This is a genomic window from Leptospira levettii (assembly GCF_002812085.1).
Classification (GTDB): Bacteria; Spirochaetota; Leptospiria; order Leptospirales; family Leptospiraceae; genus Leptospira_A; species Leptospira_A levettii.
In genome coordinates this window covers 296,924-323,449 of sequence record NZ_NPDM01000001.1, presented here as the reverse complement: position 1 = coordinate 323,449, position 26,526 = coordinate 296,924, and the positions used below count along the sequence as shown (strand labels likewise).

At 39.6% G+C, this 26,526-nt stretch carries 27 protein-coding genes; 19 read left to right on the top strand and 8 right to left on the bottom strand.

Annotated features, from left to right (window positions below; genetic code table 11):
• The first annotated feature begins 16 nt into the window (after window positions 1-16).
• From CH354_RS01430 to CH354_RS01420, 3 genes are all read left to right on the top strand, one after another.
• Complete coding sequence (locus CH354_RS01430) at window positions 17-1,054, top strand: hypothetical protein (RefSeq protein ID WP_100718400.1); 1,038 nt, start codon at window positions 17-19, stop codon at window positions 1,052-1,054.
• A gap of 113 nt (window positions 1,055-1,167) precedes the next feature.
• Entirely contained in the window at window positions 1,168-2,079 is a 912-nt protein-coding gene (locus CH354_RS01425; RefSeq protein ID WP_100718401.1) for an esterase/lipase family protein, read from the top strand.
• A 118-nt stretch (window positions 2,080-2,197) separates the two neighbouring features.
• The gene (locus CH354_RS01420; RefSeq protein ID WP_100728819.1) at window positions 2,198-3,220 is read left to right on the top strand and encodes a lipase secretion chaperone; all 1,023 of its coding nucleotides are present in this window, start codon (window positions 2,198-2,200) and stop codon (window positions 3,218-3,220) included.
• 73 nt (window positions 3,221-3,293) lie between these two features.
• Here CH354_RS01420 and CH354_RS01415 read toward each other — a convergent pair whose 3' ends face one another.
• Window positions 3,294-4,256, bottom strand: coding sequence for a putative glycoside hydrolase (locus CH354_RS01415; protein WP_100726447.1), 963 nt, complete (start codon window positions 4,254-4,256; stop codon window positions 3,294-3,296).
• A gap of 86 nt (window positions 4,257-4,342) precedes the next feature.
• Between CH354_RS01415 and CH354_RS01410 the strand changes: the two genes are divergently transcribed.
• The gene (locus CH354_RS01410; protein ID WP_100726249.1) at window positions 4,343-4,906 is read left to right on the top strand and encodes a hypothetical protein; all 564 of its coding nucleotides are present in this window, start codon (window positions 4,343-4,345) and stop codon (window positions 4,904-4,906) included.
• On the top strand, window positions 4,903-5,835 hold the full coding sequence (locus tag CH354_RS01405) for a histone deacetylase family protein (RefSeq protein WP_100726250.1): 933 nt from the start codon (window positions 4,903-4,905) through the stop codon (window positions 5,833-5,835). Before CH354_RS01410 ends, CH354_RS01405 begins: the two co-directional genes overlap by 4 nt.
• On the opposite strand, the gene CH354_RS01400 is transcribed toward CH354_RS01405, so the two are convergent.
• The 3 genes from CH354_RS01400 to CH354_RS01390 all read right to left on the bottom strand — a co-directional run bounded on the left by CH354_RS01400 (window position 5,832) and on the right by CH354_RS01390 (window position 10,212).
• Window positions 5,832-7,109, bottom strand: a complete 1,278-nt coding sequence (locus tag CH354_RS01400; RefSeq protein WP_100726251.1) for an esterase/lipase family protein — start codon at window positions 7,107-7,109, stop codon at window positions 5,832-5,834. The genes CH354_RS01405 and CH354_RS01400 overlap by 4 nt on opposite strands.
• A 136-nt stretch (window positions 7,110-7,245) precedes the next feature.
• A complete protein-coding gene (locus CH354_RS01395) occupies window positions 7,246-8,535 on the bottom strand; it encodes a DUF1554 domain-containing protein (RefSeq protein ID WP_100728818.1) in 1,290 nt (429 codons plus the stop codon).
• A gap of 72 nt (window positions 8,536-8,607) precedes the next feature.
• Window positions 8,608-10,212: an NADP-dependent glyceraldehyde-3-phosphate dehydrogenase gene (locus tag CH354_RS01390; protein ID WP_100728817.1), complete on the bottom strand. Its 1,605-nt coding sequence runs from the start codon at window positions 10,210-10,212 to the stop codon at window positions 8,608-8,610.
• Between the two features lie 84 nt (window positions 10,213-10,296).
• On the opposite strand from CH354_RS01390, the gene CH354_RS01385 reads away from it, so the two are divergent.
• The 3 genes from CH354_RS01385 (at window position 10,297) to CH354_RS01375 (ending at window position 12,761) form a co-directional block, all read left to right on the top strand.
• Window positions 10,297-10,479: a hypothetical protein gene (locus tag CH354_RS01385; protein WP_207762651.1), complete on the top strand. Its 183-nt coding sequence runs from the start codon at window positions 10,297-10,299 to the stop codon at window positions 10,477-10,479.
• Window positions 10,480-10,550: 71 nt separating this feature from the next.
• Window positions 10,551-11,729, top strand: a complete 1,179-nt coding sequence (locus CH354_RS01380) for a MaoC family dehydratase (RefSeq protein ID WP_100718408.1) — start codon at window positions 10,551-10,553, stop codon at window positions 11,727-11,729.
• Between the two features lie 9 nt (window positions 11,730-11,738).
• Complete coding sequence (locus CH354_RS01375) at window positions 11,739-12,761, top strand: MBL fold metallo-hydrolase (RefSeq protein WP_100718409.1); 1,023 nt, start codon at window positions 11,739-11,741, stop codon at window positions 12,759-12,761.
• Window positions 12,762-12,946: 185 nt separating this feature from the next.
• On the opposite strand, the gene CH354_RS01370 is transcribed toward CH354_RS01375, so the two are convergent.
• Both CH354_RS01370 and CH354_RS01365 read right to left on the bottom strand, forming a co-directional pair.
• Window positions 12,947-14,584, bottom strand: a complete 1,638-nt coding sequence (locus CH354_RS01370; RefSeq protein WP_338092372.1) for a glycosyltransferase family protein — start codon at window positions 14,582-14,584, stop codon at window positions 12,947-12,949.
• A gap of 102 nt (window positions 14,585-14,686) precedes the next feature.
• Window positions 14,687-15,478, bottom strand: coding sequence for an aldolase (locus CH354_RS01365; RefSeq protein ID WP_100726256.1), 792 nt, complete (start codon window positions 15,476-15,478; stop codon window positions 14,687-14,689).
• A 111-nt stretch (window positions 15,479-15,589) separates the two neighbouring features.
• On the opposite strand from CH354_RS01365, the gene lepB reads away from it, so the two are divergent.
• The 3 genes from lepB to ilvB all read left to right on the top strand — a co-directional run bounded on the left by lepB (window position 15,590) and on the right by ilvB (window position 18,825).
• Window positions 15,590-16,627 carry a signal peptidase I gene (lepB, locus tag CH354_RS01360; RefSeq protein ID WP_100718413.1) on the top strand — a complete coding sequence of 346 codons (1,038 nt, stop codon included), beginning with the start codon at window positions 15,590-15,592 and terminating at the stop codon, window positions 16,625-16,627.
• 53 nt (window positions 16,628-16,680) lie between these two features.
• Window positions 16,681-16,851 (top strand): AtpZ/AtpI family protein, encoded by a 171-nt coding sequence (locus CH354_RS01355; RefSeq protein WP_100718425.1) that lies wholly within the window; start codon window positions 16,681-16,683, stop codon window positions 16,849-16,851.
• A gap of 258 nt (window positions 16,852-17,109) precedes the next feature.
• Window positions 17,110-18,825 carry a biosynthetic-type acetolactate synthase large subunit gene (gene ilvB, locus CH354_RS01350; RefSeq protein ID WP_100726257.1) on the top strand — a complete coding sequence of 572 codons (1,716 nt, stop codon included), beginning with the start codon at window positions 17,110-17,112 and terminating at the stop codon, window positions 18,823-18,825.
• 56 nt (window positions 18,826-18,881) lie between these two features.
• Here the strand turns inward: ilvB and CH354_RS01345 are convergent, their stop codons facing one another.
• A complete protein-coding gene (locus tag CH354_RS01345) occupies window positions 18,882-19,229 on the bottom strand; it encodes a P-II family nitrogen regulator (protein WP_002975072.1) in 348 nt (115 codons plus the stop codon).
• Window positions 19,230-19,234: 5 nt separating this feature from the next.
• Entirely contained in the window at window positions 19,235-20,458 is a 1,224-nt protein-coding gene (locus CH354_RS01340; RefSeq protein ID WP_165780329.1) for an ammonium transporter, read from the bottom strand.
• 393 nt (window positions 20,459-20,851) lie between these two features.
• Here CH354_RS01340 and CH354_RS01335 point away from each other — a divergent pair, with 393 nt between their 5' ends.
• The 8 genes from CH354_RS01335 (at window position 20,852) to atpA (ending at window position 26,516) form a co-directional block, all read left to right on the top strand.
• Complete coding sequence (locus tag CH354_RS01335; protein WP_100718416.1) at window positions 20,852-21,337, top strand: glutathione peroxidase; 486 nt, start codon at window positions 20,852-20,854, stop codon at window positions 21,335-21,337.
• Entirely contained in the window at window positions 21,324-21,770 is a 447-nt protein-coding gene (locus CH354_RS01330; RefSeq protein WP_243395912.1) for a MarR family winged helix-turn-helix transcriptional regulator, read from the top strand. Before CH354_RS01335 ends, CH354_RS01330 begins: the two co-directional genes overlap by 14 nt.
• A gap of 386 nt (window positions 21,771-22,156) precedes the next feature.
• Complete coding sequence (locus tag CH354_RS01320) at window positions 22,157-22,537, top strand: hypothetical protein (RefSeq protein WP_100726449.1); 381 nt, start codon at window positions 22,157-22,159, stop codon at window positions 22,535-22,537.
• Window positions 22,506-23,585, top strand: a complete 1,080-nt coding sequence (gene atpB / locus CH354_RS01315) for a F0F1 ATP synthase subunit A (protein ID WP_372487272.1) — start codon at window positions 22,506-22,508, stop codon at window positions 23,583-23,585. The genes CH354_RS01320 and atpB overlap by 32 nt, the downstream gene beginning before the upstream one ends.
• A gap of 48 nt (window positions 23,586-23,633) precedes the next feature.
• Window positions 23,634-23,918, top strand: coding sequence for an ATP synthase F0 subunit C (gene atpE, locus CH354_RS01310; protein ID WP_002975055.1), 285 nt, complete (start codon window positions 23,634-23,636; stop codon window positions 23,916-23,918).
• 2 nt (window positions 23,919-23,920) lie between these two features.
• Window positions 23,921-24,445, top strand: coding sequence for a F0F1 ATP synthase subunit B (locus CH354_RS01305; RefSeq protein ID WP_100726261.1), 525 nt, complete (start codon window positions 23,921-23,923; stop codon window positions 24,443-24,445).
• A complete protein-coding gene (atpH, locus tag CH354_RS01300; RefSeq protein ID WP_100726262.1) occupies window positions 24,442-25,005 on the top strand; it encodes an ATP synthase F1 subunit delta in 564 nt (187 codons plus the stop codon). The genes CH354_RS01305 and atpH overlap by 4 nt, the downstream gene beginning before the upstream one ends.
• Window positions 25,002-26,516 (top strand): F0F1 ATP synthase subunit alpha, encoded by a 1,515-nt coding sequence (gene atpA / locus CH354_RS01295; protein ID WP_100726263.1) that lies wholly within the window; start codon window positions 25,002-25,004, stop codon window positions 26,514-26,516. Before atpH ends, atpA begins: the two co-directional genes overlap by 4 nt.
• Window positions 26,517-26,526: the final 10 nt, after the last annotated feature.

The following is a 26,526-nucleotide window of genomic DNA, read 5'->3' as shown; positions in this document are numbered from 1 at the left end:
TTCATTCATTTAGAGTATGTTCCAAAATAAAAAAATTTTATACACAATCCTCATTTCTCTTATCGTTCTTTTCGTTGGAATTTTAGTTTTACGTCCAGGAAAAGATAAAAACCAAAAGGACTTTGAAAAAATCCTGAGTGAAGGAAAAGTCGCCGAATCCATCGAACTTCCCAATTTACCAGAAGACTATGCGGATCATAAACTCATGGAGTATTCGATTGAAGAAATCGCAAGGATCCTCCAAGAGAAGTATGGCAAAAATATAGATAACCCTGCCGCCCAAATTGCCATGATAGAAGAGTTGATGAAAGACCTTCCGAAATTGTATCCAAATGATTGGGTGAAAGTTCTGAATCAAATTTTGGGTTACGCTTTCCCTAACAAAGCATTGGAACTACTACGTATGTCGGAGAGTCTTTATAATTACAATCGATTCAGGGAATCAAACATGAGTAAGGTGGGGCTCATGTCCGATGACGCACGCCGGGCTATGATGTGGAAGGAAAGGTATCGTCTCTTTGGAGACAAAGCCGATCAGATCTGGGCGATGGAAAAAAAGATGACGGTGATAGGAGACACACTCAAACGCATCAAAGAAAGCCCAGCAGGGAATTTGGATGCGAAACTCAGTAATTATGCACAGACTCTCAAGGAACAGTTTGGTAAAGAATACCCACGTCTGATGGAAAACAAACGCCAACAACTCACAGAAGGGTTTATGGTTTCTGTCCAAAAAGACTTGAAGGTGATGTCCTATGGGGAAAGGAAATCGGCCCTCCGAGAAATCCGCCAAACGATGGGAATGGACCAAGCTGCCCTCAACCGATGGGATGCCCTCGAAGAAGAAAGGGAAAAAAACTGGCAAAACCAACAGAAATATGCTGAGAAACGAAGCCAACTTTCGACCAAAAAGGGAGGAATGACGGCAGAAGATGAAAAACAATTGGATGCACTCAGGAAACAACTCTTTGGGGAAGAGGCCGATATCATCAAAAATGAGGAAGCAAGTGGGTATTACCGGGCCTCGGACGAACGCACTTACGGTGTGAATTAGGACCTTCTAGGAACACCGTTCCGAAACATTTGCCATATTTGTGCCATAAAGCGTTGACTTATGGCATTGGTATGGGTTAATTTAGCCAAAAACATAGAAAGTTCAGGTGAAATATGAAAAAGAAAATCGTAATCGGGTTTTTAGCGACCCTTCTCTCCTTCCCCACATCAGGTCTGTTTGCTGGTCCATTGGATGGCCAATGCATCGCTCTTGTTCACGGGATTCTCGGATTTGACGACACACAAGGACTCGCTGGTGGTCTCGTTAAGTATTGGGGAGGCCTAGATGGTTACCTCCGTAGCCAAGGCGCGAAAGTCACAACACCTGGAAGTTCTGCGACAAATTCCATTCCTGTTCGTGCAAGCCAAATCCAATCTGCTGTTTCAACTTGGATGACAGCAAACGGTTGTTCTAAGGTTCATTTGATGGGACACAGCCAAGGTGGACTTGTGATCCGTTATATGGTTTCCAATCTTGGATTTGCTGGAAAAACACAAACTGTTACGACAATTAACTCCCTTCACCAAGGGGCACCGATGGCTGACATCGTTCTTGCAGCGATCCCTAGTTGGTTACAACCTTTTGCAAATTCTGCACTTGGTTTACTTGCAAAACTAGTGTACCGTGACGGTCGTCCTCAAGATGCGATCGCAATGGGAAAATCTCTGACTGTGAGTTATGTAAAAACGTTCAACGCAAATTCACCTAACAAATCTGGTATCAAATACTACTCTTACGGAAGCCAAATGGCATGGGCAGACCTCATCCAACACCCAATCATGGCACTCACTCACCCAATCACTTGGGCAGGTGGATTGTTTTACGGATTGGGTGGAGCAAATGATGGAGTGGTTCCATTGAATTCTCAAAAATGGGGAACTTGGAAAGGAACTCCTTCTTCGTATTGGTTTGCAACTGGGATTGACCACCTCCAAGCAACGAACTTGGCATGGAGTGGACAAAACTATTATGATGTGCAAGGACATTACTTAAACATCGCGAAAAACGCAAAAGCTGGATTATAATTTTCCACAAAGTGAAAAGCCGATGGTACTACCGTCGGCTTTTTATTGTACACAAATCCCCATCTTCTACTCTGCTTAAATTTTGAAATGTTCCCCAAAGGTTTTTTCGATACTACAAATGGATTTTAAAAAAATATTACTCGTTGTTATCCTCTTTCTCATTCTTTTTGCCGGTTTACTTTTTTATCTGAAACAATCAGACAGTGACAGTGTTTCCAAAAATTCTTTATCACCTGAGGAACAAATGGTTTCTGACCGAATCTCTCCCTTAGGAAATGGGGAAGGGTTTTGGGATGAGGCGATCTCTCCCTTTCGAGAAGATAGAGCCAAACCTTATTTAGAGTTACTGGATGATCTTAAATCGGGTAAGATCAATTTTGTTTGGGAAGTGTGGGCATTACGACGGAAATGCAAACCTGATTTTACACCTGACCAATGTAATGCGACAATTCTTGCGTATATCGATGCTGAATATGATTCCCCTGACAAAGAAAAGGTAAGGGACCTATTTGTTTCCTATTTCCGATATGAGGAAGAATACCGAAAATGGGAACAACCAACGGACCTTCCATTTTTGGAGTTGTATGAAAAAATTAAATCCAAACGCAGAGAAGTGCTTTCTGATAAAGCTGAATTAATTTTTGGAATGGAAGAATCACAAGTTAGTTTTTTGGAAGGTAGCAATCATTTTATCAAACAATCGGCAAACCTACCCGCTGATCTTCGTGTAAAACAGTACGAAGAGTTTAAGAAAAAAACTTATGGAAACTATTATGATTCTTTGGTTTCCAGGGAAGATAAGTTTGATCATTACCAAATGGAAATGTCTCTTCGTGATAAAGAGTTTTCTTCCATTTCGGATCCAAAAGAGAAAGAAAAATACCTATTTAAAATTGAATCCAAATACTTTGGAAAAGAAAAGGCCGAAAATTTAGCAAATGAACGTAAAAAAGAGGCAAAATTTTCTGAATCAATTTCATCCTACGAATCCAAAGAGAGAGAATTTTTAAAAGAAAATGCCAATCTTTCACAAGCTGAGAAAGATAAAAAATTGAAAGAACTTCGAATCCAAATGTTAGGTTCAGAAGAAGAAGCAGATGCTTATTTAAGGAGAAAGAATATAGAGGAAGCAGGGAAATAACCCCGCTTCCTTTTTTTGATATTTTGTGAGTTAGCTTCTGAAAACCAAAAGAAATCAGTTTCCAAATACGAAGTTATTCTTCGTTTTTGGAAACCTTTGTGTTATTAGGTGTTGGTTCCTTTTTGTATTTTTCATAAGCATTCATAGTTTCTAGATATTCATTCCCTGCATTCCAAACGATAAAACCATGGCCTGCAGAATCTCTTGCCCCTTGCATCTGCACCTTGATGTAGTCAATGTAACTCAATTTACTTGGACCTACCATCATTTTGAATCCTTGGACCCAAGCAATGGCTTTGGTTCCTTGTTTGGCTCTTTTGACTGTTAGGTCAAGACCATCTTTGATGGTTCCATAAGGATCTGAAACACGTTTGGTCAAACCATAAAAATGGGATGGGTACAACATTGGATAAAGACCATTCAATTCCTCACTAAATGGTTCTACTTTTTGACCAATGATATCATTTTCTATAAAAGGAACCCTTCCAAAAATATCAGCTGACCACTTTGTATCACTTGGGCAACTGTCTTTCGTTTTTTCTTTATGGTCTTTGATGATTCCTAAAATCGATTCATATCGTTTTTCATAACTCATACTAAAGTTAGTGCCACCATCAGCATATCGAATGTAGTCCAATTGAATTTCAGGGAATCCTAATTCACAAGCTTTACGAATCGATTTTTGGATGGAAGAAACAAGGTTTGCGTTAGGTGTTTTTTCGAGTAATCCACCTTCGAAGTTGACAACTCTTGCCACCATATAAATTCCAAGTGCTTTTGCTTCCGCAACTTGTTCTGGAGTCGGTGGATAAGGTTGCATATCAACAACAGCAGTATTCATTCCTGCATCTTTCATCACTTGGAAAAGTAAACTCCATCGTTTTTTATCGCGTATGGTTTTGGTATTGATATAGAGCCCTTCTATAAATTCAGGTGATTCCTGGATAGAACCCGATTTTTGTTGGCTTTTGGTGGAGGAGACCGACTGGCAGGAGACAAAAACAAATAAGAGTAGGAATGTGAATAAAGGTTTCATAGTCGTTATGACAAGTTTTTCCCACATGAAAGAAAATTCAAATCGAATCGATTGACGAAATTCCCTGACTCTCCCAAAATTTGGGCATGATTGAAATCACAAATGACTTCCAGATCAAATCCTATGGTCGGTTCCCAGAAGTTTTATCCGAACAAGTCCAATTTAAAGACAGAATGGTGGAAGTCTCAAAACTGTATAAATCGATGGGTGAGTCCTATCTCCAACATTTGGGTGATGATGCAAAAATCAGCGGTACTGAAAAAAAAGATTTAATCGAATATTTAGAAAACATTCTGATCGTACTTGTGATGTTACGGAAACTTGATTTTGCACAAACTGATGAGGAAGTGTACATCCGAAAGGATAGAAGTTTGTTTGAATTACGATTACGTTTTGGTGAAGGTGGGATTTGGGAAATCACTGGAAACATCCGGCCTGAATACAAGATGAAACAACGAGTGTTTAAAGATTGGTTTAACACAGACTTCTCAAATGATATTAAAACATTTTATGCTGTATATGGAAATGCAGGTATGGACAAAACCATTTCACCTGACGAAAAAATTCAAATCACTAAACAAATTGATCGGATTATCGCTGAAATCATTGAAATGATTGTTTATATCGAAAGGTTTATGTTATTCCAATGAAAACTGGTATCTCATTCCATTCCTCTTTTTTGGACCACAAAACTGGAACTGGTCATCCAGAAACCCATGTACGTTTAGAATCTATTTTAGATAAAATTTCTGATTTACCTTCTCAATCCTTTGAATGGAAAAAAACGTTTAAGGAAGCTCCTTTGTCATTCATTTCTATGATTCACGATCCAAATTACGTTCGTTTAGTGGGACAAGTTTGTGAAGAAAAAGGATCTGGTTATTTGGATGGAGATACTGTTTTTTCACCAAATTCGTTTCAGGCAGCAAGTTTTGCGGTTGGGGCAGGTATCACACTTGCACAAGACATATTGGATGGTAAATTGAAAAATGGTATGGCTCTTGTCAGGCCACCAGGACATCATGCGGAAGCAGATCATGCAATGGGATTTTGTTTATTCAATAATATTGCAATCACGGCAAAATACCTTCAGACACAAGGAATCAAACGGATTTTGATTTTGGATTGGGATGTCCACCATGGAAATGGCACCGAACACCAGTTTTATGAAGATGATTCTGTTTATTTTGTATCACTCCACCAATACCCTTTTTACCCAGGGACTGGTTCCTCACAAGACCGAGGGAAAGGGATAGGCAAAGGTTTCACACTCAATTTGCCCATGGCACGAGGTGCGGGAGAAAAAGAATATTTAGACCAATTCCAAATGGTACATAGAGAGATGGAAACATTCCAACCTGAGTTTGTACTCGTATCAGCTGGGTTTGATGCTCACGAAAGGGACCCGTTAGCTGGTATGAATTTACATACATCATCTTATGAAAAACTGACTGAAGAAGTGAAAAAAATTGCAAACACCTACTCTGCAGGCAAACTTTTATCGTTTTTGGAAGGTGGGTATGATTTCCATGCACTTTCGGAATCGGTGAAAGTGCATTTGGAGGCATTGGCAATTTAAACTTTTGGTGCCACACCAAATACTTCTTTTACCCAATGGATGAGGGGCCGTGAGCTAATGATGGAAAAATGGTTTTGTTTTTTTAATTCTAATGTACGAAGGGCAGGGTTTGGTTTTTTATCGAACACTTTGTCCGTTAAGTAGGTTAAGCTTTTTTTCTCAACAATACCATCGCCCAAAAAATTCTGTAAGGGATTTTCAGGTCCTTCCATCAATGCATATGCTTGGTACACATCCAAATCATCAAGTTCACCAAAATAAGTTTCTGCAAAGTATCCCGAGATTGTTTCCTTCCAACCTTTTTCTTCTTTTCGGATGAGACCAAACGATAAATCTTTGATGGCATCACTTCGTAAATTACCGATCATTCCAATGATCTTTAAGGCAACGTTTGGACTTTTTTCGAATAAAAAACCTAACCAAAAGCCAATTTTCTCCAAATACGAACCTTTATTAGGTGATGCAACGAGTGTGATTTTTCCAAGTCTTGTAATCCAAGGTTTATTTTCTAATTTTGCATAATACATACAAGATCGAAAAATCAAACAACCCAAACTATAACAGATGATATCTGGATGGATCTCTTTGTTTTCTTCAAAAAATACATCTAGTAAGTGCATGAGTTTTTTTCCATTTTCATGGATGGGTAGACCATGGTTGTATCTGAGATAAAAAGAGAAGTATCCACATTCCGCAAGTTCCGTAGCAAGGCCTGGAGATGTAATTTTCCTGTCCTTGTATTCGACAGTTTGTTCTTGCCAAACCGTTTCGTCCGTAAAAAGTCCCGGTAAAAATAAGACAGATTTTGTTTTACCAGAGTTTTTATATTCTGTGATGGTTTCTTTTGCCGTGATGTCTTTTCCAAAAGTTCGAAAACTCATATCAATTTTTGTGAGTTTGAATTTTTGATTATGAGAACTTCCCAATATACTTGAAACCATACGGTTATCAAACACCATATCATCACTTTTTTTGGCTGTGAGTTCTACTTTGAAGAGTGCTTTGTCAAAGGCTTGGTTTGTGAGTTCGATCGTTTTTTGGAATTCTTCGTTGGATCGGATACCTTTGTCCTTCACTTGTACACCGAGTTTTTGGAGTGCATCTCTCCATTCAGGTTTATAAAAAAAAGCATTGGAAAGTAAATCCAATCCATCGCCCGTGGAAGAGAGGCTTCCTTTGACAAGGAATTGAACCCCTTTTAACAGGGAATCTGTTGTTTTTTGGGTGAGGGATACGGTTTTGCCAGCAAGTGAATTGATAAGGATTTGGATCACGGTGGGAAAGTGTAATGGAAATTTTTAAGAAAGCGAGAAGAAAATACCGAAAGGACTTTGTTTTTAAAACTTGTTTTCGAATTGTTTTAAGTGGATCCAAAGACTCATGTAGAGGATTTGGATGAAACTCTGGTGATTATTGTTCGACACAGACTAGGTAAAATGAAGATGCACAACTCCTTCCGCTTCCATTTCGGAACGCTGAATAATTTGTACTATTGGATGTTCCGACTCGCCCTCCAAAACTTGTTGTTGCAGGACCAACATTCAATGTCCAATCATTGCAACTATTCTCAGTTTGTGCTGTAGCTTCTTGCCAATAGTTGGATTGCGCAAATCCTGTCCAATATTCCTTTGCCGTGGTACTTGAATCAAAGGAATGATTTAAGTTGTAAGGGTTGGTTGTGAAATTTCCTGAACCATCTGCTGGTAGAATTCCTGCAGCATTAGGACTTAGTAAACTAGCTGAATCATTTGCACGTATGTATATCCGCCCAGATTGGAAAACCCAGTCTATATTTTCGCCAATTCCACCACCGCAGTTATCGGAAGAACAAGCTCTCCTGTTTGTTCCATCAGTCAACATTGCCTTATATGTTCCTGTTGAAGGTTTGTTTGTATCAGCATTACATTTGAGATCGGCACCTGCTGGTCCGTTTGCTGCCGCTCCACGAAGGTCTCCATCAAAAGGTACAGCTGTAATAAAAACTTTATAAACGGTTGGTGTGATGCGAATGGTTATATTTTCTGTATCCGTATTGGTTCCATCGGTGGCGGTGACTGTGTATGTTGTTCCAGCTTGGGAGTCCGTGGGAGTTCCTGAAATTACACATGTACTTGTGTTCAATGTTAGTCCATTGGGAAGGGAAGGGACAACAGAACAATTTGTGATGGGGAATCCAAGGACTGGATTCAGTGTAGGTGCAGAATCATCTTCCTTAAAAATAAAAGAACTACCAGTATACACAATATTTACATTTCTATGATTGATGGTAATGGACCCAGAGACACCTGAATAATTTGGGTCTGCACTTGTTGCCGATACACTCAGCGAAGATGACTCCATGAGTTGTGTGTTAGACGTAAGTGTGATGGTTTGAATTGTGCTGTAATTGGCTGGAGTAAAGGTTAAGTTCCCAATTGCATTGAGTTTAGAATTTGTGAAAGCTAGAGTTACATTTGCAGTTGGTGGTGATACTAGTGAAAAACCAAATAATTGAGGAGTTCCATAATAGAGAATCACACTCGCACTTGTGACATTGATTTTGGAAGAAGTTCCAATGGTGAACGAAGTGGTTACGGCTGTCGTAGGATTCAATCCATTGACAAGAGATAACAGATACTCATCCCTCCCTTTGACCGGATTGCAGGAAAGGAAACCCAGGACCAAAAGGAAGGAAAGCAATCGAACGATCTGTTTGTACATTTTCCTCCCTCTTTCCCTATTAAAACAAATTAGGGATTCCCCTTTCTCAATGATCGGAGAAAACTGAAGGACTTACAAGTGAAATTCTTCTGAGAGGTACCGGGAACTTTTTGTCCTCAGTACATCTCCTAGAAGATTACGTCCCCTTTCCGTGTCCTTTAAGCTCACCACTGTGCGTAAGGAAAAAACACGTAGGGCATCGGAAACAGAAAGGGTTCCGTCTGCTGAATCCTTCCTTCCTGAAAATGGAAACACATCAGGTCCACGTTGGCATTGTGCATTCCAATTCACACGAGCCACTTGGTTGACCAAGGTATCGATGAGTTTTCCAATCGTTTTTGGGTCTTCCCCAAACACACTGGCTTGTTGGCCCATATTCGAATTGATGATGTATTCCATTGGTTCTTCAATGTGTGTAAATGGGACAATCGGAACAAGTGGTCCAAATTGTTCTTCGTGATACAGGCGAGCGTTAGGTGAGACGGGTGAAAGGATGGCAGGTGTCATAAAGGATTCTATAATTCCCCCACCACCTTGGTTTAAGATCTTTGCCCCATGTTGTATTGCATCATCCAAAAGTTCTTTTAGCCATTTGGTTTTTCCTTCTTCAGGGAGTGGAGTGAAGTTAACATCTTTTTCCCAAGGCATTCCTGCTTTCCATTTGGAAAATTCTTCCAAATACAATTTGGTAAACTCATCTAAGATATCTTTGTGGACAAAAAGGATTTTGAGTGCGGTACACCGTTGTCCATTGTATGACAAGGATCCCGAAATAATTTCAGGAACCATTGTTTTTAAATCGGTATCGGGAAGGATAATGGCAGGATTTTTTGCATTGAGTCCGAGAACAGACCTTAGGCGGTTGAGTTTGGGATGTTTTTTTGTGATGAGATTTGCAGTTTGGCTCGAACCAATAAAAGCAAACACATCAATTTTACCTGATTCCATAATGGGTGAAATGACTTTGGCCCCATCACCATAGACAGTGTTGATCACACCAGGGGGAAAGGCTTTTTGGAAACATTCGAGGAGTGGTTCTAAAAGCAATACACCATACTTTGCGGGTTTGAAAACAACTGTATTTCCCATAAGGATTGCAGGGATTAAGGTACAAAAAGTTTCGTTTAACGGGTAGTTAAATGGCCCCATGCACAAAACCACTCCATAAGGGGAACGTTTGATTTGGGCAATGAGTCCACTTTCTTGTATGTATTTAGAAGAATTGGATTCCAGCTCTCGGAGTGCATCGACTGTGTCTTCTAAGTATTCGATGGTGCGATCAAATTCTTTTGTGGCATCTTTTTCCGTTTTTCCAATTTCCCACATCAGAAGTAAAATGATTTGGTTTCGTTTTTCTTTCATGAGGGAAACAAAATGGTTCACTGCCAAAATCCTTTCCTCTGGTGTGGAAGTGGGCCAAACACCTGTTCCGTGGTTGTAAGCTTTCACTGCGGCATCGAGTGCTTTTAGACTTTGTGTTTCATCGAAACTTGGGTAAGAACCGAGAACCACTTGTTCCAATTTGCCATTCCGTTCGAGAAAAATCGGAGACTTGACGATTTGTGTTTCTCCCTTCCACTCCAGAATTTCGCCACCGAGAAGGTATTTGGTTTGGTGGATGGGTGAGATGCGGTAAGCAGCGGGAATGGAATCTTCTGTCGGGAAAACAAAGCTCATGATCCATGAATCGAATGCGCATAGGACTAAAAAAGCAACATTTTACGGAAAAGATCCGCCGATAGATAAATTATGGAACCATGGATGGCAGAGAACCAGGAAGAGTGGGAGGCTTTGACCTTACGACTTTTTCGCCGAGTGGAAGAATTGGAATTACTGATGCAAGAAGTGCGCAGTGATTTGACAAGGTACCGTGCGGTTCGGGAAGAATGGTACCTTTGGCACAGCGCTTGGAAGGAGGAATACGCCAAACGAGCGACCGGATGAGCTGGAAAAATCGTTTTCTGTAGGACCTCTCTTGGAAAATTAGTCCTATCCCATTCGAAAAAGGAATTCCCATGGTCGAAAAATCAGTGTCCCCCTTTGGTGAGTTAGCTCCCAAAACCCCTGCCTCTCTCTCTGACATCAAGAAGAACATCTACGGACGATACCTCGAAGAATTCAATGTCGGTGATATTTACGTTCACCCTCGCCAATTCACAGTCGACAGAAGTTTTGCCCAAGAATTTGCCACTGTGTTTATGGATGCCAATCCACTTTACTTATCCAGTGAATATGCAAAGGCACATGGGTTCCAAGACCTACTTGTCCACCCACTCATGGTGTTTAACTTAGCACTTTCTATTGGTGTTCAGAATAACAGTGAAAAGGCGCTTGCAAACCTTGGTTATTACAACGCACAATTTTTAATGCCAGTGTATCCTGGTGATACCTTGTCTTCTCGCACAAAAATTTTGGCAGTCGATGACAAAGGGCCTGATAAACCAGGAATCGTAAGTGTGAGAACTCTTTGCCTCAACCAAAAAAACGAAGTGGTGTTACAGTACGAACGTAAGATCATGATTTACCAGTCCAATGGAAAACCGAAAGGAAATCCAAAACCTGGTGATGCTTCTGCTTTTTTTCCTGAGTCCAAAACTCCTGCACTCAAACTTCCAAATCTCAAATTCCCAACAGAAATGAAAGATGTCACTTGGGGGCATACTTACTTTGAAAACTTCAAACCAGGTCAAATTTACGTGCACCAAAACGGTAGAACGATCACAGACGAACACTACCAATGGACCTACCGAGTAGGAAACACACACCCACTTCATTATGATAAATTGTATTCTGCAGGAATCTCAGGCCCAATGGGTGGAGAACCAGTGGTGTATGGTGGACTCGTATTTGGTTGGTTAGCTGGTATGGCATCTCGTGATATTTCCGAAAACGCAATTTGGGAACTTGGTTTCACAGAAGGATACCATACACAACCTGCTTTCTCTGGTGATACGGTAACTTGTATTTCTCGTATCCTCACAACAGAAGACAAAGGAACAGAATACGGAATCCCAGCGGGAGAAGTTCAAATCCAATTTATCGGTCTGAAAAACATCAAAGCAAATGATGCATTGGATAAATTTGGTGCGGATCTTTTCCTCAAAGAGAACGACAAAAAGAAATTGGGAAAAGAAAAAATCCCAGAAAAAATCTTCGAAATTGAAAGAAGATTGATCATCAAAAAACAACCATAAGGTGAAACTTTGAAAGTAACCATCCCTAAACGAATTCCTGAAATGGAGGACATTGGGGATGGTATCTTCAAAATTGTTCTGCCCCAACCCTTTTACGCACCAAATAATATCTATTTGTATGAAGGAAATGATGGCCTAACCCTAATTGATTCGGGTTACATTGAGTCCATACCCATGTTACAAGCATCCCTAAAAACCAAGGGATTTTCATTCAAAGATATCCGTCACATTATCTACACACACAACCATCTCGATCATATATCATCAGCTTTAGTACTCAAATCCTATGCCAAAAATGTAACTTATTATGGTTACCGAGCTATGGCAGATGGAGTGGGAAATTACCTTGAGTCGATGTTACTCTTTGAAGAAGCCACTGAAGATTTATTCCACAAAGCTTTTGGTGATAAAGAAGAATTGGATCGAATCTTAGCTGAATCTAGAAAAGGTTGGCGCCAGTTTTTTAGTAAGTTTGGAGAAACCAAAAAAGGGGATCCAGTTTTACGCATTGATGTGGCGATTGATCATAATGACAGTTTGGAGTTAGGTGGAAGGCTCTTTCGATTTTTACATACACCAGGGCATAACTTATACCATATCACTCCAGTTGACCCATCTACAGGAGTATACTTTTCGGGAGACCTCATCATCGCCAATCTCACTGCGATTTATTCGGAGATGGATGGGAACTTGGGGGATTATTATTTTACTCTTTCTAAGTTATTAGAAGAACCCATCAAACGGATGTTACCTGCTCATGGAAGCGAAATTGAAGACCCCAAAAAAACGATCACTCTCGTGAAAAAAACACTTAGCATCTTAGAGAAAGGAGTGTTACGTAGATTACGGGAAGGGGAATCCGACTTAAAAGTCTTAATGGAAGCTGCCATTGGAAAAAAAGTGCATAATGGTGGACACTTGCCAACGGCTCTAGGTCTTGTGTATAGCATCATCCAAAAACTTGTGTTAGAAGGTCAAATCCGCATCGAAAAAAGAGAGAATGGATACGAAGTGTTTCATATTGTTCCGTGAACTAAGAGATCCCTATCTTTTGATTCTGAGCATTCGATATACAAATAAAGCGGGTTTCTCTGTCTACTGATCCATTTGATTTTCATATAGAGAGGATTTCCATTTTCCTTCACTTGATTCTTTTGATTCCAGAGAAAGTTTGTATCGCCTAATTCCAAAATCGGATCTAAGTTTGCCTTTGGATTCTACTCTGCCAGTGCCCAAACTTCAATTTGTTTCCCTTCCCAAATTTTCTGTAACTTGAATGGTTTTGACTCAGCAAAAGTATCGAGGATTCGTTCTTTGGGCCAAATTGTTGTGTTAGTCAAATCAGGTGCCAAAACCACATAACAACTCTTCGTTTTATCACAAATTTCTTTTGCATTGTGTAGTTGTTCGAGCGGATAGAGTGTCACTTTGTCTTGGATATAAAAGGAAAGATTGTATTGGGAAAATACAATTTGTTCTTTTGATTGATTACCTGTGTTCCTTGAAACTTTGGAAACCTCAGATTGTAAAATTCCATTGGCGAAAGGTAAGTCCTCGTTTACTTCTGATTGTACTTTAGGGTCATACCAATTTGTATTTGTTTTGGCTTCGAGTGGGAAATTTTGGTCCATCGAGTTTTTCCAAAACAAAAAAGCTAAGATAAGATACACAAAGGGAAGTGAAATTTGTTTTTTGGACTTAAGCCATAAAATCCCACTGTAGAGTAAAAAAGGAAGGAGTGAATAACTATAATAGGAATACACTTCATGGTGCCAAGGCCTTGTGGAGATAACATGGGTTAGGTAAATCAAGCTGATGCCAAGGAGTTCGGGAACTAGTTGTACGAAACCAAGTCCCATACTCAAAAGAAGTTCCCAATATATCTGGATGGATTTTGAAATACCAGTGACTTGTTTGAAGGCAGAGTGATACTCTTGTCTCAGAACTTGAGACCACCCTAATGTGGAATGGGAACCATCAAAAATTGGGAAAAGGAAAAAAACAAAACCTAGATACAATACGGTTACGAGTAAAACACTAAAGAGGCAAAACGCATACAGACGAGCCAAAGGTACCAAACTCCTATTGTCTCGCTTGGTCAAATAAACCTGATGAAGAGAAGTGAGAAACACTGGGAGGAAAAACAAACAAAGGTAAAAACCAATGTCTTCTTTTTGCAAGAGGAATAAGATAAGAAATAATCCAAGTAAGAACAAATGTTTGGTGAATTTGGTCCCACCTTCCAAAAGGAGGGTTTTGCATTTTTCCCACTGGTAAAAAAAGAAACAACCAAAGAGAACGACTAGGATTTCAAAATGATAACTGGAACCAATCCGATATAAATACAATTGATTCGTAAGAACCACCCAAATCACTAAAAACTTCAAATCGATAAATTGATTGTTTTTTTGGGAAACAACATAAGCCCAAGTTAACCAAAGAATCGTTGTGAGTTGGTAACATAAAAATACACCGACAGCAAGCCCATACCGATCGGGAATCCATTTCACAAAAGGAGAAAGGAAACCCATCCCTGGAGCAAAGTGATGGTTTAAGTAACTACCATTCACGTTTTCATTATAATAATGGCTTTGAAATCCGTTTCCTTTTACAAAAGAAAGTAATACATCGGAGATTCCAATATAGTCGGCATCATGGAATAAAAATGACTCCGCAAAAAATTGAGTAAGCTCATAGGCATGGAAGGAACTCGCAATGAGAAAAAAGAAAGTACTCAACCCAACGAGATAGGGAAGGACTTTCGTTTGATTCAACTTAGCCAATCCATTGTTACTAGAACGATCGAGTGAAAACACTTTCCTTTGTTTCCAATAATGGAATAAGAAAAGGATCATTAAAAAAAGAGATACCCCCTTTTGAAAGGGGGCATGTAAGTGTTTAGGAGAAACAAAAAGAAAGGAGGTAACTAAACTAAAAAGAAAGAATAAATAAACCACTTATCGAATGAAGTACAATACTTTTCTTTCACCGATTCGTTCTCTGTTGATCTCAACTCGGTTACGGTAATAGTATCCTTTTTCAGGGAATGTTTTAGAGAAAAATTCGAATAAGTCCATTTCAAATACTAACATACATTCTGCGATATCGGTTGCACCAATTTTCATCGCTTGTTTTGTATCGACCATGATATGTCTAGAATTGATGTAATCAGGTTGGATCTCATTTGCAATCAGTTCAAAATTGGTTTTGGTGATTGTCCCACCTACCGAAGTTTTTTTCCCACGGCTTTTAGCTTCAGAGATGATTTTTTTGGCAACACGTGTCACTTCTTTATCATCTGGTTTTTTGTCCATGGAGGCACTTAAGTCAGATCTAGCGGCTGTTACTTGCTCTAGCTCCTGAAAAGAAGGAGAATCAAAGATATCCATGAGATTGCGGTAACCTGTGATGGTTTCCATATTGATGGATTTGTTATAAGATTCAAATTCGGAGGGAGTGAGCAGGTTTTTCATCGTTTGGATGAAATTTTTTAAAGAGTATTCAGATTCCACCATAGGCGCAGAAATTCCTGAAACACCAATCCTTTGGCAAATTCGGATATCATTCCTTGCCTCGGGCCCACCAATTTTAACATAGAGGGGTAAAATCCCTGAAGTGATTGTTTTTAAGAGAGCAATTTCTTCCTCTCCCATATCTTCTGTTTCGGTTCCCGTTTTTACACAGACAAAAGAATAGTTTTCCTTCATCTCAAGTAGGGTATTACGTAATCCACGGATTGATGTTTCCATAAGCAGAAGATCTCCATGTATGGTATCGTCGATTCCCGAAAATAGTACAAGTCTTTTGCGCTTTTTTTCCCCCTTTCTTGACAGAAAATTCCAATTCCATAGCTTCGAACTATGGGATTATTCTCTTCTATTTTCAAGTCCTCGCCAAAACCAGAATCCAAAGAACCAGAAAAGGAAGGGGCTGCAGCCTCAGGAATTTCCTTTGGAATCATTGTTGTCCTCGTTTTTGCATTCAAATCATCCATATTAGATGCAAATAATATCCCATCAGGATCGATGATCCCTACCTTAAAAATTGGGGACTTTTTATTTGTGAATAAAATGCGTTATTCCTTCCGCATGCCTTTTACGGAAAAAGAACTCTTCCGCATTGATGACCCAAAACGAGGAGACATTGTCACCTTTATCCCACCAGCAACGGCACTTGGACAAGAAGAGTCACGTTCTGGAATTTTTGCCAAACGATTTGTCAAACGTGTTGTTGGGTTACCAGGTGATACCATCCGTATCACAAGAAAATTCATCGAAACAAAAGACAGAGGTAGAGTACACTTTGCACTCATTGAGTATAAGGAGAAGGGAGCTACAGAATTCAAATCGTATGAACCAAAAGAAGTTCCCATTGGAAAGGAACTTTCTGATTTAGATAATTTAGAAGCAACACAAAGAGCACTCTTTAAGGAAGTCAAACCTGGGTTTGAACACTATATCTTAGAAGGATTTGAAGACGATAGAAGGGCTCATATCTTTGAGTATTGCGATTTTTTACATGGTTGTGAAATCCCAGAAGGCCAGTATATGGTGATGGGAGATAACCGTGATGATTCTCATGACTCACGTGCTTGGGGATTTGTGAAACGAGAAGATATTTTGGGTAAGGCTCTCATCATTTATTTTTCCATCGATTGGAAAGATGCTACATGTGAATACAAAGATGGACAAGAATTAGCAGAAAAAGGTCCAGAAGTCGCAGAACGTTATGATGGAGATGCACTTGAGAGACGTTGCCATTATTCCGAAGTTTTTTCTTCACATAATGCTCGTTATCTTGGAGATGAGTCTCGTTTTGGTTGGATCGAAAGAACACTTCGTTACAGACTGTGGAGACTAAGCGTAAGATTTGATCGTATTGGTCGAATTCTGCAGTGACAAACGAATCCCCAAAAATTCCCTCGGGTAAGGGAGAAAAATCTCCTTTGGCCATGGCTGGAGCCGGTTTTGAATTTGTATCCTCGATTGTTTTTTTTGTCATCGGGGGGTATTACTTAGACGGGTATTTACAATCAGAACCACTTTGGTTACTCGTTGGATTTTTTTTGGGTTTTGCCTTTGCCTTTTATTCACTCATCAAACGAGCGAAAGAAAATGAATGAATCCACCACCAATTATTTTCTTGACTAAATCATCAGTGAATCAATAAAAGAATCAGAACATGGAAACGTTGGCATTAACAAATTCAATTGGAAAAAGTTCCAGTTTTGAAATGGGAATGCCTTCTTATTTACTCACAACCCTCGTTCTAGTCGTCGTCCTCTCCCCATACATACCTAGCTTTCTGTCATAATCTCCCTTTGTTTCCTCGGTCGACAGAAAGCAAAAGTCGACGGGGAAACTACAAGAGGAGACCTGTTATGTGGGAAAAAATCACAGTTAGTCAATATATCATTCAATTTTTAGAATCAAAGGGCATTCAATGGATTTCGGGTGTTCCTGGTGGCACTATCTTGCCATTATACGAAAGTTTGGCGGCGTCAAACATCAAACATGTTCTTGCCAGGCATGAACAGGGAGCAGGATTTATCGCTCAAGGGATGGCAAGAAGCACAGGGGAGGTGGGTGTCGTATTTGTTTCCTCTGGCCCAGGTGTTGCCAATCTCATCACTGCGGTCGCTGATGCTCTTAGAGATTCTGTTCCTCTGTTGGTCTTTTCGGGCCAAGTACCTATGCACTTAAAAGGAACTGATGCATTCCAAGAGTTAGATACGGAACGTATCGTTTCCTCGATTGTAAAAAAAATATATTCGATTGAAGATCCAAATTTGATTCCAAATGTTTTGGAAGAAGCTTACCAATTAGCATCCACAGGGAAAAAAGGGCCTGTATGGATTGATTTACCAAAAGATATTCAATCAAAAATGATCACAATGAACGAGAATCATTTGAATGAGGTTGATCTTTCCCATTGTTTGATCAAAGAAAACCAAATATCACTGAAAGAGGATCATTCACATTCTCTAACTTCATTTTTAAAAGATTGGAAAGAGTATGTTTCAAAAGCAAAATTCCCTTTGTTTTACATTGGTGGAGGAGCCAAAAAAGAATATAAACGATTACGAGAATTGGTTCAGTTCTACCAAATTCCAGTAGTAACCACTCTTATGGGTCTTGGAATTTTTGAAAAAAATGATCCTTTGTTTTTGGGAATGATGGGAATGCATGGAACTGTTGCGGCCAATGAAGCATTGGGAATTTGTGATTTACTCATCGCCATTGGTGTTCGATTTGATGACCGTGCGATTGGGAACAAAGAAACATTTTGTCCCAATGCAAAAATCATTCATATCGATATTGATGCAAACGAGATTGGGAAAATCAGAAAACCAAATTTGAGTTTGAAATCAGATATTTCTGAAGTCCTTGTTAATTTATTTTTAGATACAAGGGAAACTTCCAATGGAAGTCACACAGAAATCGTAGGGAACTTCGGTCAGAAACAAATAAAGATTTGGAAGGATATTCCCGAAATCCATCCTGCGAAAGAATTAATCAATTCTTTTGCCTCATTCGTTCCAAACGAAGAACATTTTGTGATCACTGATGTTGGACAACACCAGATGTGGGTTGCACAATATTATCCGTTTCCAAATCCAAATACATGGATCACTTCTGGCGGACAAGGGACAATGGGATTTGGGTTACCAACTTCCATTGGTGTTTCTTTGGTGAACCCAAATAGAACTGTTTATTGTTTCACTGGTGATGGTTCCATAATGATGAATTTACAAGAGTTAGCAACACTTAGAGAAGAAAGTCTAAATGTAAAGATCATTTTGATGAACAATGGGCATCTAGGGTTAGTGAAACAACAACAAGATTTATTTTATGGAAATGTTTATTCAGGTTCTAAATTTCATTATCATCCCGACTTCTCGGTGTTAAGTGAATCGTTTGGTATCCCTTACATAATTTGGGAAAAAGGTCAAAATGATTCTGAACTAGAAACTTTAATTAGAAATGATGGACCTGTTTTTGTGGAAATCAAAATTCCATCCGATTGGGGTGTTTATCCATTTGTGCCAGGTGGGAAATCCAACCAAGAATACATTTTGGATTTGGTAAAAACATAATCCAGAACTCCCATAGAATTGGATTCTTTTCTATGGGAGTTACAATTGAATTGAAATTAGATGGCTTTGTTTCCTCGTTCGCCGCTTCGTATACGAATCACTTCTTCCAAAGGCATAACGAAGATTTTACCATCTCCAATTTTACCTTCTGGTCCAGTTTTTGCTGCTTTTAAGATCGCATCGACTGTCGGTTTTACAAATTCATCATTCACTGCGATTTCCAAGCGAACTTTTCTGAGTAGGTTCACTTGGTATTCGTGTCCGCGAAATACTTCTGTTTTCCCTTTTTGTTGGCCATAACCTTGCACATCACTCACTGTTAAACGATAAATTTCGTTTTTAGTTAATTCGTTCTTAACTTCTTCTAATTTATGTGGTTGTATAATTGCTATTACTAATTTCATATTGATTACCTTATATCATATCCTTTTTCACCATGAATCTCTTGGTCGAGACCGGTGATTTCTTTATCTTCTTCAATTCTAAATCCTATGGTTTTCTCAATTACAAATGCAATGAGGTATGAAGCTACAAAAGAATAAAAACCTGTAGCAATCACACTTATAATTTGAGCCATCATCTGACTTTCGAATGTCATTCCTTCTGCAAGTTCTAAAGCGAATATACCTGTTAATATGGCACCAAATGCTCCACCTGCACCGTGGATACCAAATGCATCTAGGGTATCATCGTATTTTAGTTTACCTTTTAATAGAATCGCCAAATAACAAATAGGTGATACGAGTATACCCATAATAAGGGCTCCTTTGACTCCTACAAAACCAGAAGCTGGTGTGATGACAACTAAACCTGCAACAATACCTGATGCCGCTCCAAGTGCGGTTGCTTTTTTTGTATGATACCATTCAATGAGTAACCAACTTGCACCGGCCGCTGCAGGAGCAATTAAAGTGACTAAAAAAGCTCTTGCCGCAAGTCCATTCACAGCAAGGCCAGATCCAGCATTAAAACCAAACCAACCAAACCATAATAAACCTGAGCCAAGTAATGTATAAGTCATGTTATTTGGATGGGTTAGGAGACCTGCATCACCTTTTCGTTTTCCAATCACGATTGCAGCTGATAAACCTGCAATACCTGAAATTAAATGGACAACAGTTCCACCTGCAAAATCTAAGGCATTCATTTTAAACAACCAACCTGAATCTGCCCAAACCCAATGAGCGACTGGATCGTAAACTAACGTTGACCAAACAAGTATAAATACAATGTATGCGGAGAGTTTAATTCTTTCTGCGATCGCACCAGAAATTAAGGCTGGTGTAATCAAAGCAAACATACCTTGGAACAAAAAATGTACGTAAGTAGGGATTGTACCTTTCGTGGAATCAATGTTAATTCCATCCAAAAAAGCTAAATCAAAATTTCCAACAAATGGATTCTCACCTGAAAATGCAAAACTATAACCAAAAATAGTCCACTGTAATGTCATTACAATCATCGCAACAAAACTATGCATCATTGTGGATAAAACGTTTTTGGATCTGACAATCCCTCCATAGAATAAAGAAAGTCCAGGGATCATAAAAAAAACCAATGCAGAAGAAATCAACATCCAAGTGGTATCGGATTTATCGATTGGGTTTGGCGTCGTTATTTCTGCATCTGCCATAAGAAGAGAGGGCAGAAAAAAGAGAAAACAAAGGAATACAGGCCTTAAGACCAGTTGTAAATTCATAAATAACTCCAAAGTTACTAGATTCAATTTCCGAAATAAAATTCGTATTATTTGGAATGGCTAGAGTATGAAAGCGAGTAAAAATCGCATTAAGATGAACTTTTTTTAAGAAAAATCGGAGAAGTTACGAACGAGTTTGCCGGTTGGTTTGAGTTGTGATAAGTGGATGGTATTGGGAGGCGGGTCTAGTTCCCCACCCAAATAAGGGCGGGGATACTAAATTCGCGCCGTATTGGAAAAAAATCCTTACATTTATTGAAAAGTTTTCATAAAAAGGTTGAACAAAATTAAATTGTGCACAATCTAATAATTGAGCGAGGGCAAAAAATGGCAGAAGAATTTTACAAAATTAAAGTGAAACGAGGGTCCGAAGAGATCCCAATGGAACAATTTAAAGATAAAGTATTGTTAATTGTGAATACAGCAAGCCAATGTGGCTTCACTCCTCAATATAAAGGCTTACAAGAAACGTATGACCGTTGGAAAGGAAAAGGATTAGAAATTTTGGCTTTCCCATGTAATCAATTTGGAGAACAAGAGCCAGGTTCTGATGCAGAGATCAAACTTTTTTGTGAGAAGACATTCTCAACAACATTTCCAATCTTTTCCAAACTTGAAGTGAATGGACCTAATACCGATCCTCTTTATTCACACTTAAAGAAGAATGCTCCTGGTATCTTCGGATCTTTAGATATTAAATGGAACTTCACAAAATTTTTAGTAGATAAAAATGGAAACGTTGTTAAACGATATGCTCCCATCACAAAACCAGAAGCAATAGAAAAGGATATTGAAAAACTTGTCCAAGGTTAAGGCATCCAAAGAAGAGGTTCTTTTATTAAAGAATCAAATCTGTTTTTCGATGTATTCCTCAATGCATCGATTGATGAAACTCTATCGTCCGCTTCTTGCGGACATAGGGTTAACTTATCCGCAATACTTAGTAATGCTTGTTATGTGGGAAGAGAAGGAGATTACCGTCACTAAGCTTGGTGATAGGTTACAATTGGATTCAGGGACTTTGACTCCACTACTAAAAAGATTGGAGAAAAGTGGACAAATACAAAGGACAAGAAGTGTAGAAGATGAACGTGTGGTTGTCCTTACACTCACAAAAAACGGGAAACTCCTCCGCGAAAAGGCAAAAGCCATACCAGATCAAATTTTTTGTTTATCTGGGATCGAAGAAAGCCAAGCGATCCAATTAAAATCTATTTTGGATGAGTTTGGAAAAGATTATCGATAACGCATATTAGGTGATTTTACTGATAAATCATTGTGAAAGGAGGAGGTGCGGTCATTTATCCATACTCGTGAAATTCATTCCTTAAGTTTTGCAAATTATATCATTTCAGTTGAAATTTACTCTTTTCCGCAATTGAAAACGATTTCAAACCGATTCAGTATAGTTTTTCAGATAGCGCTTGTTTTAGATTCGAAACACGAACTTTTTGGAATTAAAAAATTGAAATTATCGATTCCCGCGTTACAAACCAGCGAACATATGATATATGGAAGCCATTGGGTGGCGGGTGGATAACCCCACCCAGTTCAATACGGGCGGGGAACTATACCTTCCAATCCCCTCCAAACCTACTTGCCCCCAAAACCCTCCTAATACAATCTGAAACAATGGATCTAAACTCAATCAATCTCAGAAGGTTCCATTTTCATTATTTTACGTATTTGTTTCTTTTATTCATTCTAAGTCTTCCGCTAACAATCAGTTTGGTGGAAGACGGGTATCGAATTCTTTTTTATATGGGAGGTGCCATTTCCTTTTCTGTGCAAATGGCTATCTTGCAATTACGATTTTTACCACGCAAAATCCCTGCATTATCAGAGACTGGCTTCCCACTTTTCACAGTATTTCTTTCCTTTTTTCTGAATTTGGGCATTTTGACAACTTTCCAGGTGTTAGAGTACCCTTTTGAGGCAACTTCTGGATTTTTAATTGCCTATTTCGTCCACCTTCTTTTCCTTGTATTTGCGAGCTATTTCAGTGGAAAATAAGTCTAAATATCGGTTTTTTTTATCATTTTTATTAGTTTTTTCCCTTAGTTTTACGAATGTTTTTGCAAACGATTCGGAAGGGCACGGCTCTGATGAGGGCTTCGATTTCAGCGAAGTGATGGCACACCACTTAGGTGACGCTCCCATCTTCCCATTAAACTTTGGTGGCACAATCGTTACAGAAGGCCAACCTGGTTTTGATGCTGAAAATCACGATGTTTTCGTAAACCATGAGGGAGTGAAATACCACTATGTTGGTGGTCTCGACCTTCACATCACCAAACGAGTGACCATGATGTGGATCGCTTGTTTTTTTATGTTCATCATCTTTATCCCTGCAGCAAATCTCATCTCTAAAAACCCGAAAAAAGTGCATAACAAATTCACCTCGGGTGTTGAGGCATTTGTAAGTTACCTAAAAGAAAATGTTGTGGATTCGTCTCTCGATCACCACGGTCATTCTTACTACCATTACATCTTCTCTTTGTTTTTCTTTATCCTATTCTGTAACTTGTTTGGACTTATCCCATCGATTGGGGAGCTGACAGTTGCAGCATCTGATGGACTTGTGGCTCTTGGCGTTTTCGAACACACACCACATTCTCTGCATACATTCGGAGAAATCTGGTCAGGGATTACTCCAACGGGTGATATCAGTGTCACTCTTTCTCTTGCATCCATCACCTTACTTACGATATACGGAACAGCATTTACTTACCAAGGTATTTCCTTCGTAGCGCATGCAGTTCCTAAGGGAGTTCCTCTCCCACTCTGGCCTCTTATGTGGGTTCTAGAGTTTATCGTTACTCATATTGCCCGTTCGTTTGCATTAACCATGAGGTTACTTGCCAACATGACAGCAGGACACGTTATGATCCTTGCGTTACTTGGGTTTATCTTTATGAGTGAAAGTTGGATGATTGCACCTGTTTCTGTTCTCAGTTCAGTGCTCATCTACTTTTTAGAACTTCTTGTAGCATTTCTACAAGCGTTCATTTTCTCACTGCTCACAACCGTCTTCATCGGAACTGTGATGCATAGACATTAACATTGGTTTTATTTATATTATAAAACACACAGGAGTGAAACGAAAACAATGGAATTCGGTTTAGGATACATCGCAGTAGGACTCGCAGCAGGACTTGCATTACTTGGTGCAGGAATCGGTATTGGTAGAATTGGTGGATCAGTGGCAGAAAGCATTAGCCGCCAACCAGAAGCAGCGGGAAAGATCCAACTCGTTCTTTACGTAGCAGCAGGTATGATTGAAGGTGCAGCACTTTTCGCAGTGGTAATCGCTCTTCTTATCGCGCTCAAACTCAATGGCTCAATTGACAAAACAATTGGTGCTGGTGCCACTAAAGTAGAACAAGGACAATAGTCTTGGTACTCCTCGCGGCTTCCGGCTTCAATTTGCTGAAAGTCAATCCGGGTCTGGTCATCTGGACCCTGGTCACTTTCTCAGTTGTTGTCTTCGTTCTTAAAAAATTTGCATGGGACAAGATCCTTCATGCTCTCGAAGAACGTGCTTCCGGCATCCAAGGTGATATCAACAAAGCGGAATCTCTTCGTGTTGAAGCAGAAAAGTCTTTAAAAGAATATAAAGACCAACTCTTCAAAGCAACAGAAGAAGCACACAGAATTGTCGATGAAGCTAAGAAAGATGCAGTTGCTCTCCGCACACGTTTGACGGAAGAAGCACACAATGAAGTAAAAGGAATCAAAGACAATGCTGTTCGAGAAATCGAATTGGCAAAAGGCAGAGCCTTGTCTGAGTTACAAAACCAAATTGTGGAAATGTCCGTTCTCATCGCGAGTGAGATCTTGGAGAAACAATTGAAGAAGGAAGACTATGCTTCCTTTGTCGAAAAAGAGATCGCAAAACTCGATAAACTTAAAATAAAATGAGTCTGAACCAAATTTCAAAGGTTTACGCAACGGCACTTTTAGAGTTAGCTCAAGAAACTAACTCGCTTGAGTCAACGGAAGAGGAACTTTCATCTTTAGTGGATGTTTTCTTTTCCGATGACACAATCCGCCATTATTTTCTTTCTCCATTAGTTGATCCTTCTGAGAAAGAACAAACTGCCGCAAAGTCAGTTCAAGGGAAAGCATCAGAAATTGTTGCTAACTTCATTACACTTGTGGTTCGTAAAAACAGGTTCCTTTACTTAAAGGATATTCTGGAAGATTATCGTACGGGTGTAGACCGACTTAGAAATCGTAGTTCCCTTCGTATCGTTTCCAAAGAATCTTTGGGCAAAGAAGCAGTGGATCGAATCACTAAGTCCATCTCTTCCAAGTTCGGACGCGATGTTCGTGTCACAGAGCATATGGATCCAGCACTCATCGGTGGATTCAAAATTTATATAGACGACTTTTTAATCGATGCCTCAATCCGCGCAAAACTTGCAGGAACAAGAGAGGCTCTCCTCCAAAAGAAAATCCCAGTCGGAGCATTTGAATGAAAATTAAAACAGACGAAGTAACGTCGGTACTAAAACAAGAAATTAAAAACTTCAAGAAAGACCTTCAAGTTGAAGAAGTCGGAACAGTTCTCGAAGTCGGGGACGGGATTGCGAGAGTTTACGGACTCACAAACGTAATGTCAGGAGAGCTCGTTGAATTCCAAAACGGAGTTCGAGGCCAAGCCTTCAACTTAGAAGAAAATTCAGTTGGGGTTGTTATCTTTGGTGATTATATTAAAATCGAAGAAGGTTTCACAGTTAAACGTGTGGGAAAAATCTTCGAAGTTCCAGTAGGACCAGAACTTCTTGGTCGTGTGCTAAACCCACTCGGGGAAGTGATCGACGGGAAAGGACCTCTTAACGCGAAAAAAACAAGACCAGTTGAGTCTCCAGCTCCTGGAATCGCGATGAGAAAATCAGTTCACGAACCAATGCAAACGGGAATCAAAGCGATTGATGCGATGATCCCAATTGGACGTGGACAAAGAGAGCTCATCATTGGTGACCGTGGAACAGGAAAAACTTCCATCGCAATCGACACCATCATCAACCAAAAAGGGAAAGGTGTGATCTGCGTTTACGTAGCGATTGGACAAAAAGCATCAACTGTTGCTTCCACCATCGAAATGTTACGCGAAAAAGGTGCTCTTGAGTATACGATCATTGTATCGGCTAACGCATCTGAACCTGCTCCTATGTTATATATTGCACCTTACTCTGGTGCGACAATGGCTGAATACTTCATGTATGAAGAAGGGAAAGCAACTCTCGTTGTTTATGATGACCTTTCCAAACAAGCCGTTGCTTATAGACAAATGTCACTTCTACTTCGCCGCCCGCCAGGTCGTGAAGCATATCCTGGGGACGTATTCTACCTTCACTCTCGCCTCCTTGAAAGAGCAGCGAAACTAGATGATAAATTCGGTGGTGGGTCCATGACAGCACTTCCAATCATCGAAACACAAGAAGGGGAAGTATCAGCATACATTCCTACAAACGTAATTTCCATCACGGATGGTCAGATTTACCTCCAATCCAACCTCTTTGCATCGGGCCTACGCCCTGCGGTGGATGTAGGGATTTCTGTATCACGGGTTGGATCTGCAGCGCAAATCAAAGCGATGAAAAAAGTAGCGGGAACTCTCAAGTCTGACCTTGCACAGTTCCGTGACTTGGAAGCGTTTGCGCAGTTAGGAACAGAACTAGACCCAGTGACTCAAGCCCAGCTGGATCGTGGTTACCGAGTTCTTGAAATTCTCAAACAACCAAATAACTCTCCAACTCCAGTTGAAGAACAAGTGATCTCGATCTTCGCTGTAACAAAAGGATTTATGGATACAATTCCTACTGCAAAAGTAAGAGAATTCGAAGCCTTCCTTTTGAAAACAATGAGAGAGCAACACGCAGAAATTTTGGAAGAAATCAGAACTGCCAAAGAAGTAAAACAAGAAGCAGCTCTGCAAAAAACAATCAAATCGATTGTAGAACATTTTTTAGCAAAGAATAACTAAGGGGAAAGAT

Bases quoted from the DNA above. Each gene is read 5' to 3' on its own strand.
- lepB (WP_100718413.1), top strand. From the start codon at position 15,590: ATGGGATTATTCTCTTCTATTTTCAAGTCCTCGCCAAAACCAGAATCC.
- CH354_RS01430 (WP_100718400.1), top strand. From the start codon at position 17: ATGTTCCAAAATAAAAAAATTTTATACACAATCCTCATTTCTCTTATC.
- CH354_RS01420 (WP_100728819.1), top strand. From the start codon at position 2,198: ATGGATTTTAAAAAAATATTACTCGTTGTTATCCTCTTTCTCATTCTT.
- CH354_RS01335 (WP_100718416.1), top strand. From the start codon at position 20,852: ATGGCAGAAGAATTTTACAAAATTAAAGTGAAACGAGGGTCCGAAGAG.
- atpA (WP_100726263.1), top strand. From the start codon at position 25,002: ATGAAAATTAAAACAGACGAAGTAACGTCGGTACTAAAACAAGAAATT.
- CH354_RS01410 (WP_100726249.1), top strand. From the start codon at position 4,343: ATGATTGAAATCACAAATGACTTCCAGATCAAATCCTATGGTCGGTTC.
- CH354_RS01395 (WP_100728818.1), bottom strand. From the start codon at position 8,535: ATGTACAAACAGATCGTTCGATTGCTTTCCTTCCTTTTGGTCCTGGGT.
- CH354_RS01405 (WP_100726250.1), top strand. From the start codon at position 4,903: ATGAAAACTGGTATCTCATTCCATTCCTCTTTTTTGGACCACAAAACT.
- CH354_RS01425 (WP_100718401.1), top strand. From the start codon at position 1,168: ATGAAAAAGAAAATCGTAATCGGGTTTTTAGCGACCCTTCTCTCCTTC.
- CH354_RS01365 (WP_100726256.1), bottom strand. From the start codon at position 15,478: ATGGAAACATCAATCCGTGGATTACGTAATACCCTACTTGAGATGAAG.
- CH354_RS01320 (WP_100726449.1), top strand. From the start codon at position 22,157: ATGGATCTAAACTCAATCAATCTCAGAAGGTTCCATTTTCATTATTTT.
- CH354_RS01380 (WP_100718408.1), top strand. From the start codon at position 10,551: ATGGTCGAAAAATCAGTGTCCCCCTTTGGTGAGTTAGCTCCCAAAACC.
- CH354_RS01385 (WP_207762651.1), top strand. From the start codon at position 10,297: ATGGCAGAGAACCAGGAAGAGTGGGAGGCTTTGACCTTACGACTTTTT.
- atpE (WP_002975055.1), top strand. From the start codon at position 23,634: ATGGAATTCGGTTTAGGATACATCGCAGTAGGACTCGCAGCAGGACTT.
- atpH (WP_100726262.1), top strand. From the start codon at position 24,442: ATGAGTCTGAACCAAATTTCAAAGGTTTACGCAACGGCACTTTTAGAG.
- CH354_RS01390 (WP_100728817.1), bottom strand. From the start codon at position 10,212: ATGAGCTTTGTTTTCCCGACAGAAGATTCCATTCCCGCTGCTTACCGC.
- CH354_RS01345 (WP_002975072.1), bottom strand. From the start codon at position 19,229: ATGAAATTAGTAATAGCAATTATACAACCACATAAATTAGAAGAAGTT.
- CH354_RS01355 (WP_100718425.1), top strand. From the start codon at position 16,681: ATGGCTGGAGCCGGTTTTGAATTTGTATCCTCGATTGTTTTTTTTGTC.
- CH354_RS01340 (WP_165780329.1), bottom strand. From the start codon at position 20,458: ATGGCAGATGCAGAAATAACGACGCCAAACCCAATCGATAAATCCGAT.
- CH354_RS01415 (WP_100726447.1), bottom strand. From the start codon at position 4,256: ATGAAACCTTTATTCACATTCCTACTCTTATTTGTTTTTGTCTCCTGC.
- ilvB (WP_100726257.1), top strand. From the start codon at position 17,110: ATGTGGGAAAAAATCACAGTTAGTCAATATATCATTCAATTTTTAGAA.
- CH354_RS01370 (WP_338092372.1), bottom strand. From the start codon at position 14,584: ATGATCCTTTTCTTATTCCATTATTGGAAACAAAGGAAAGTGTTTTCA.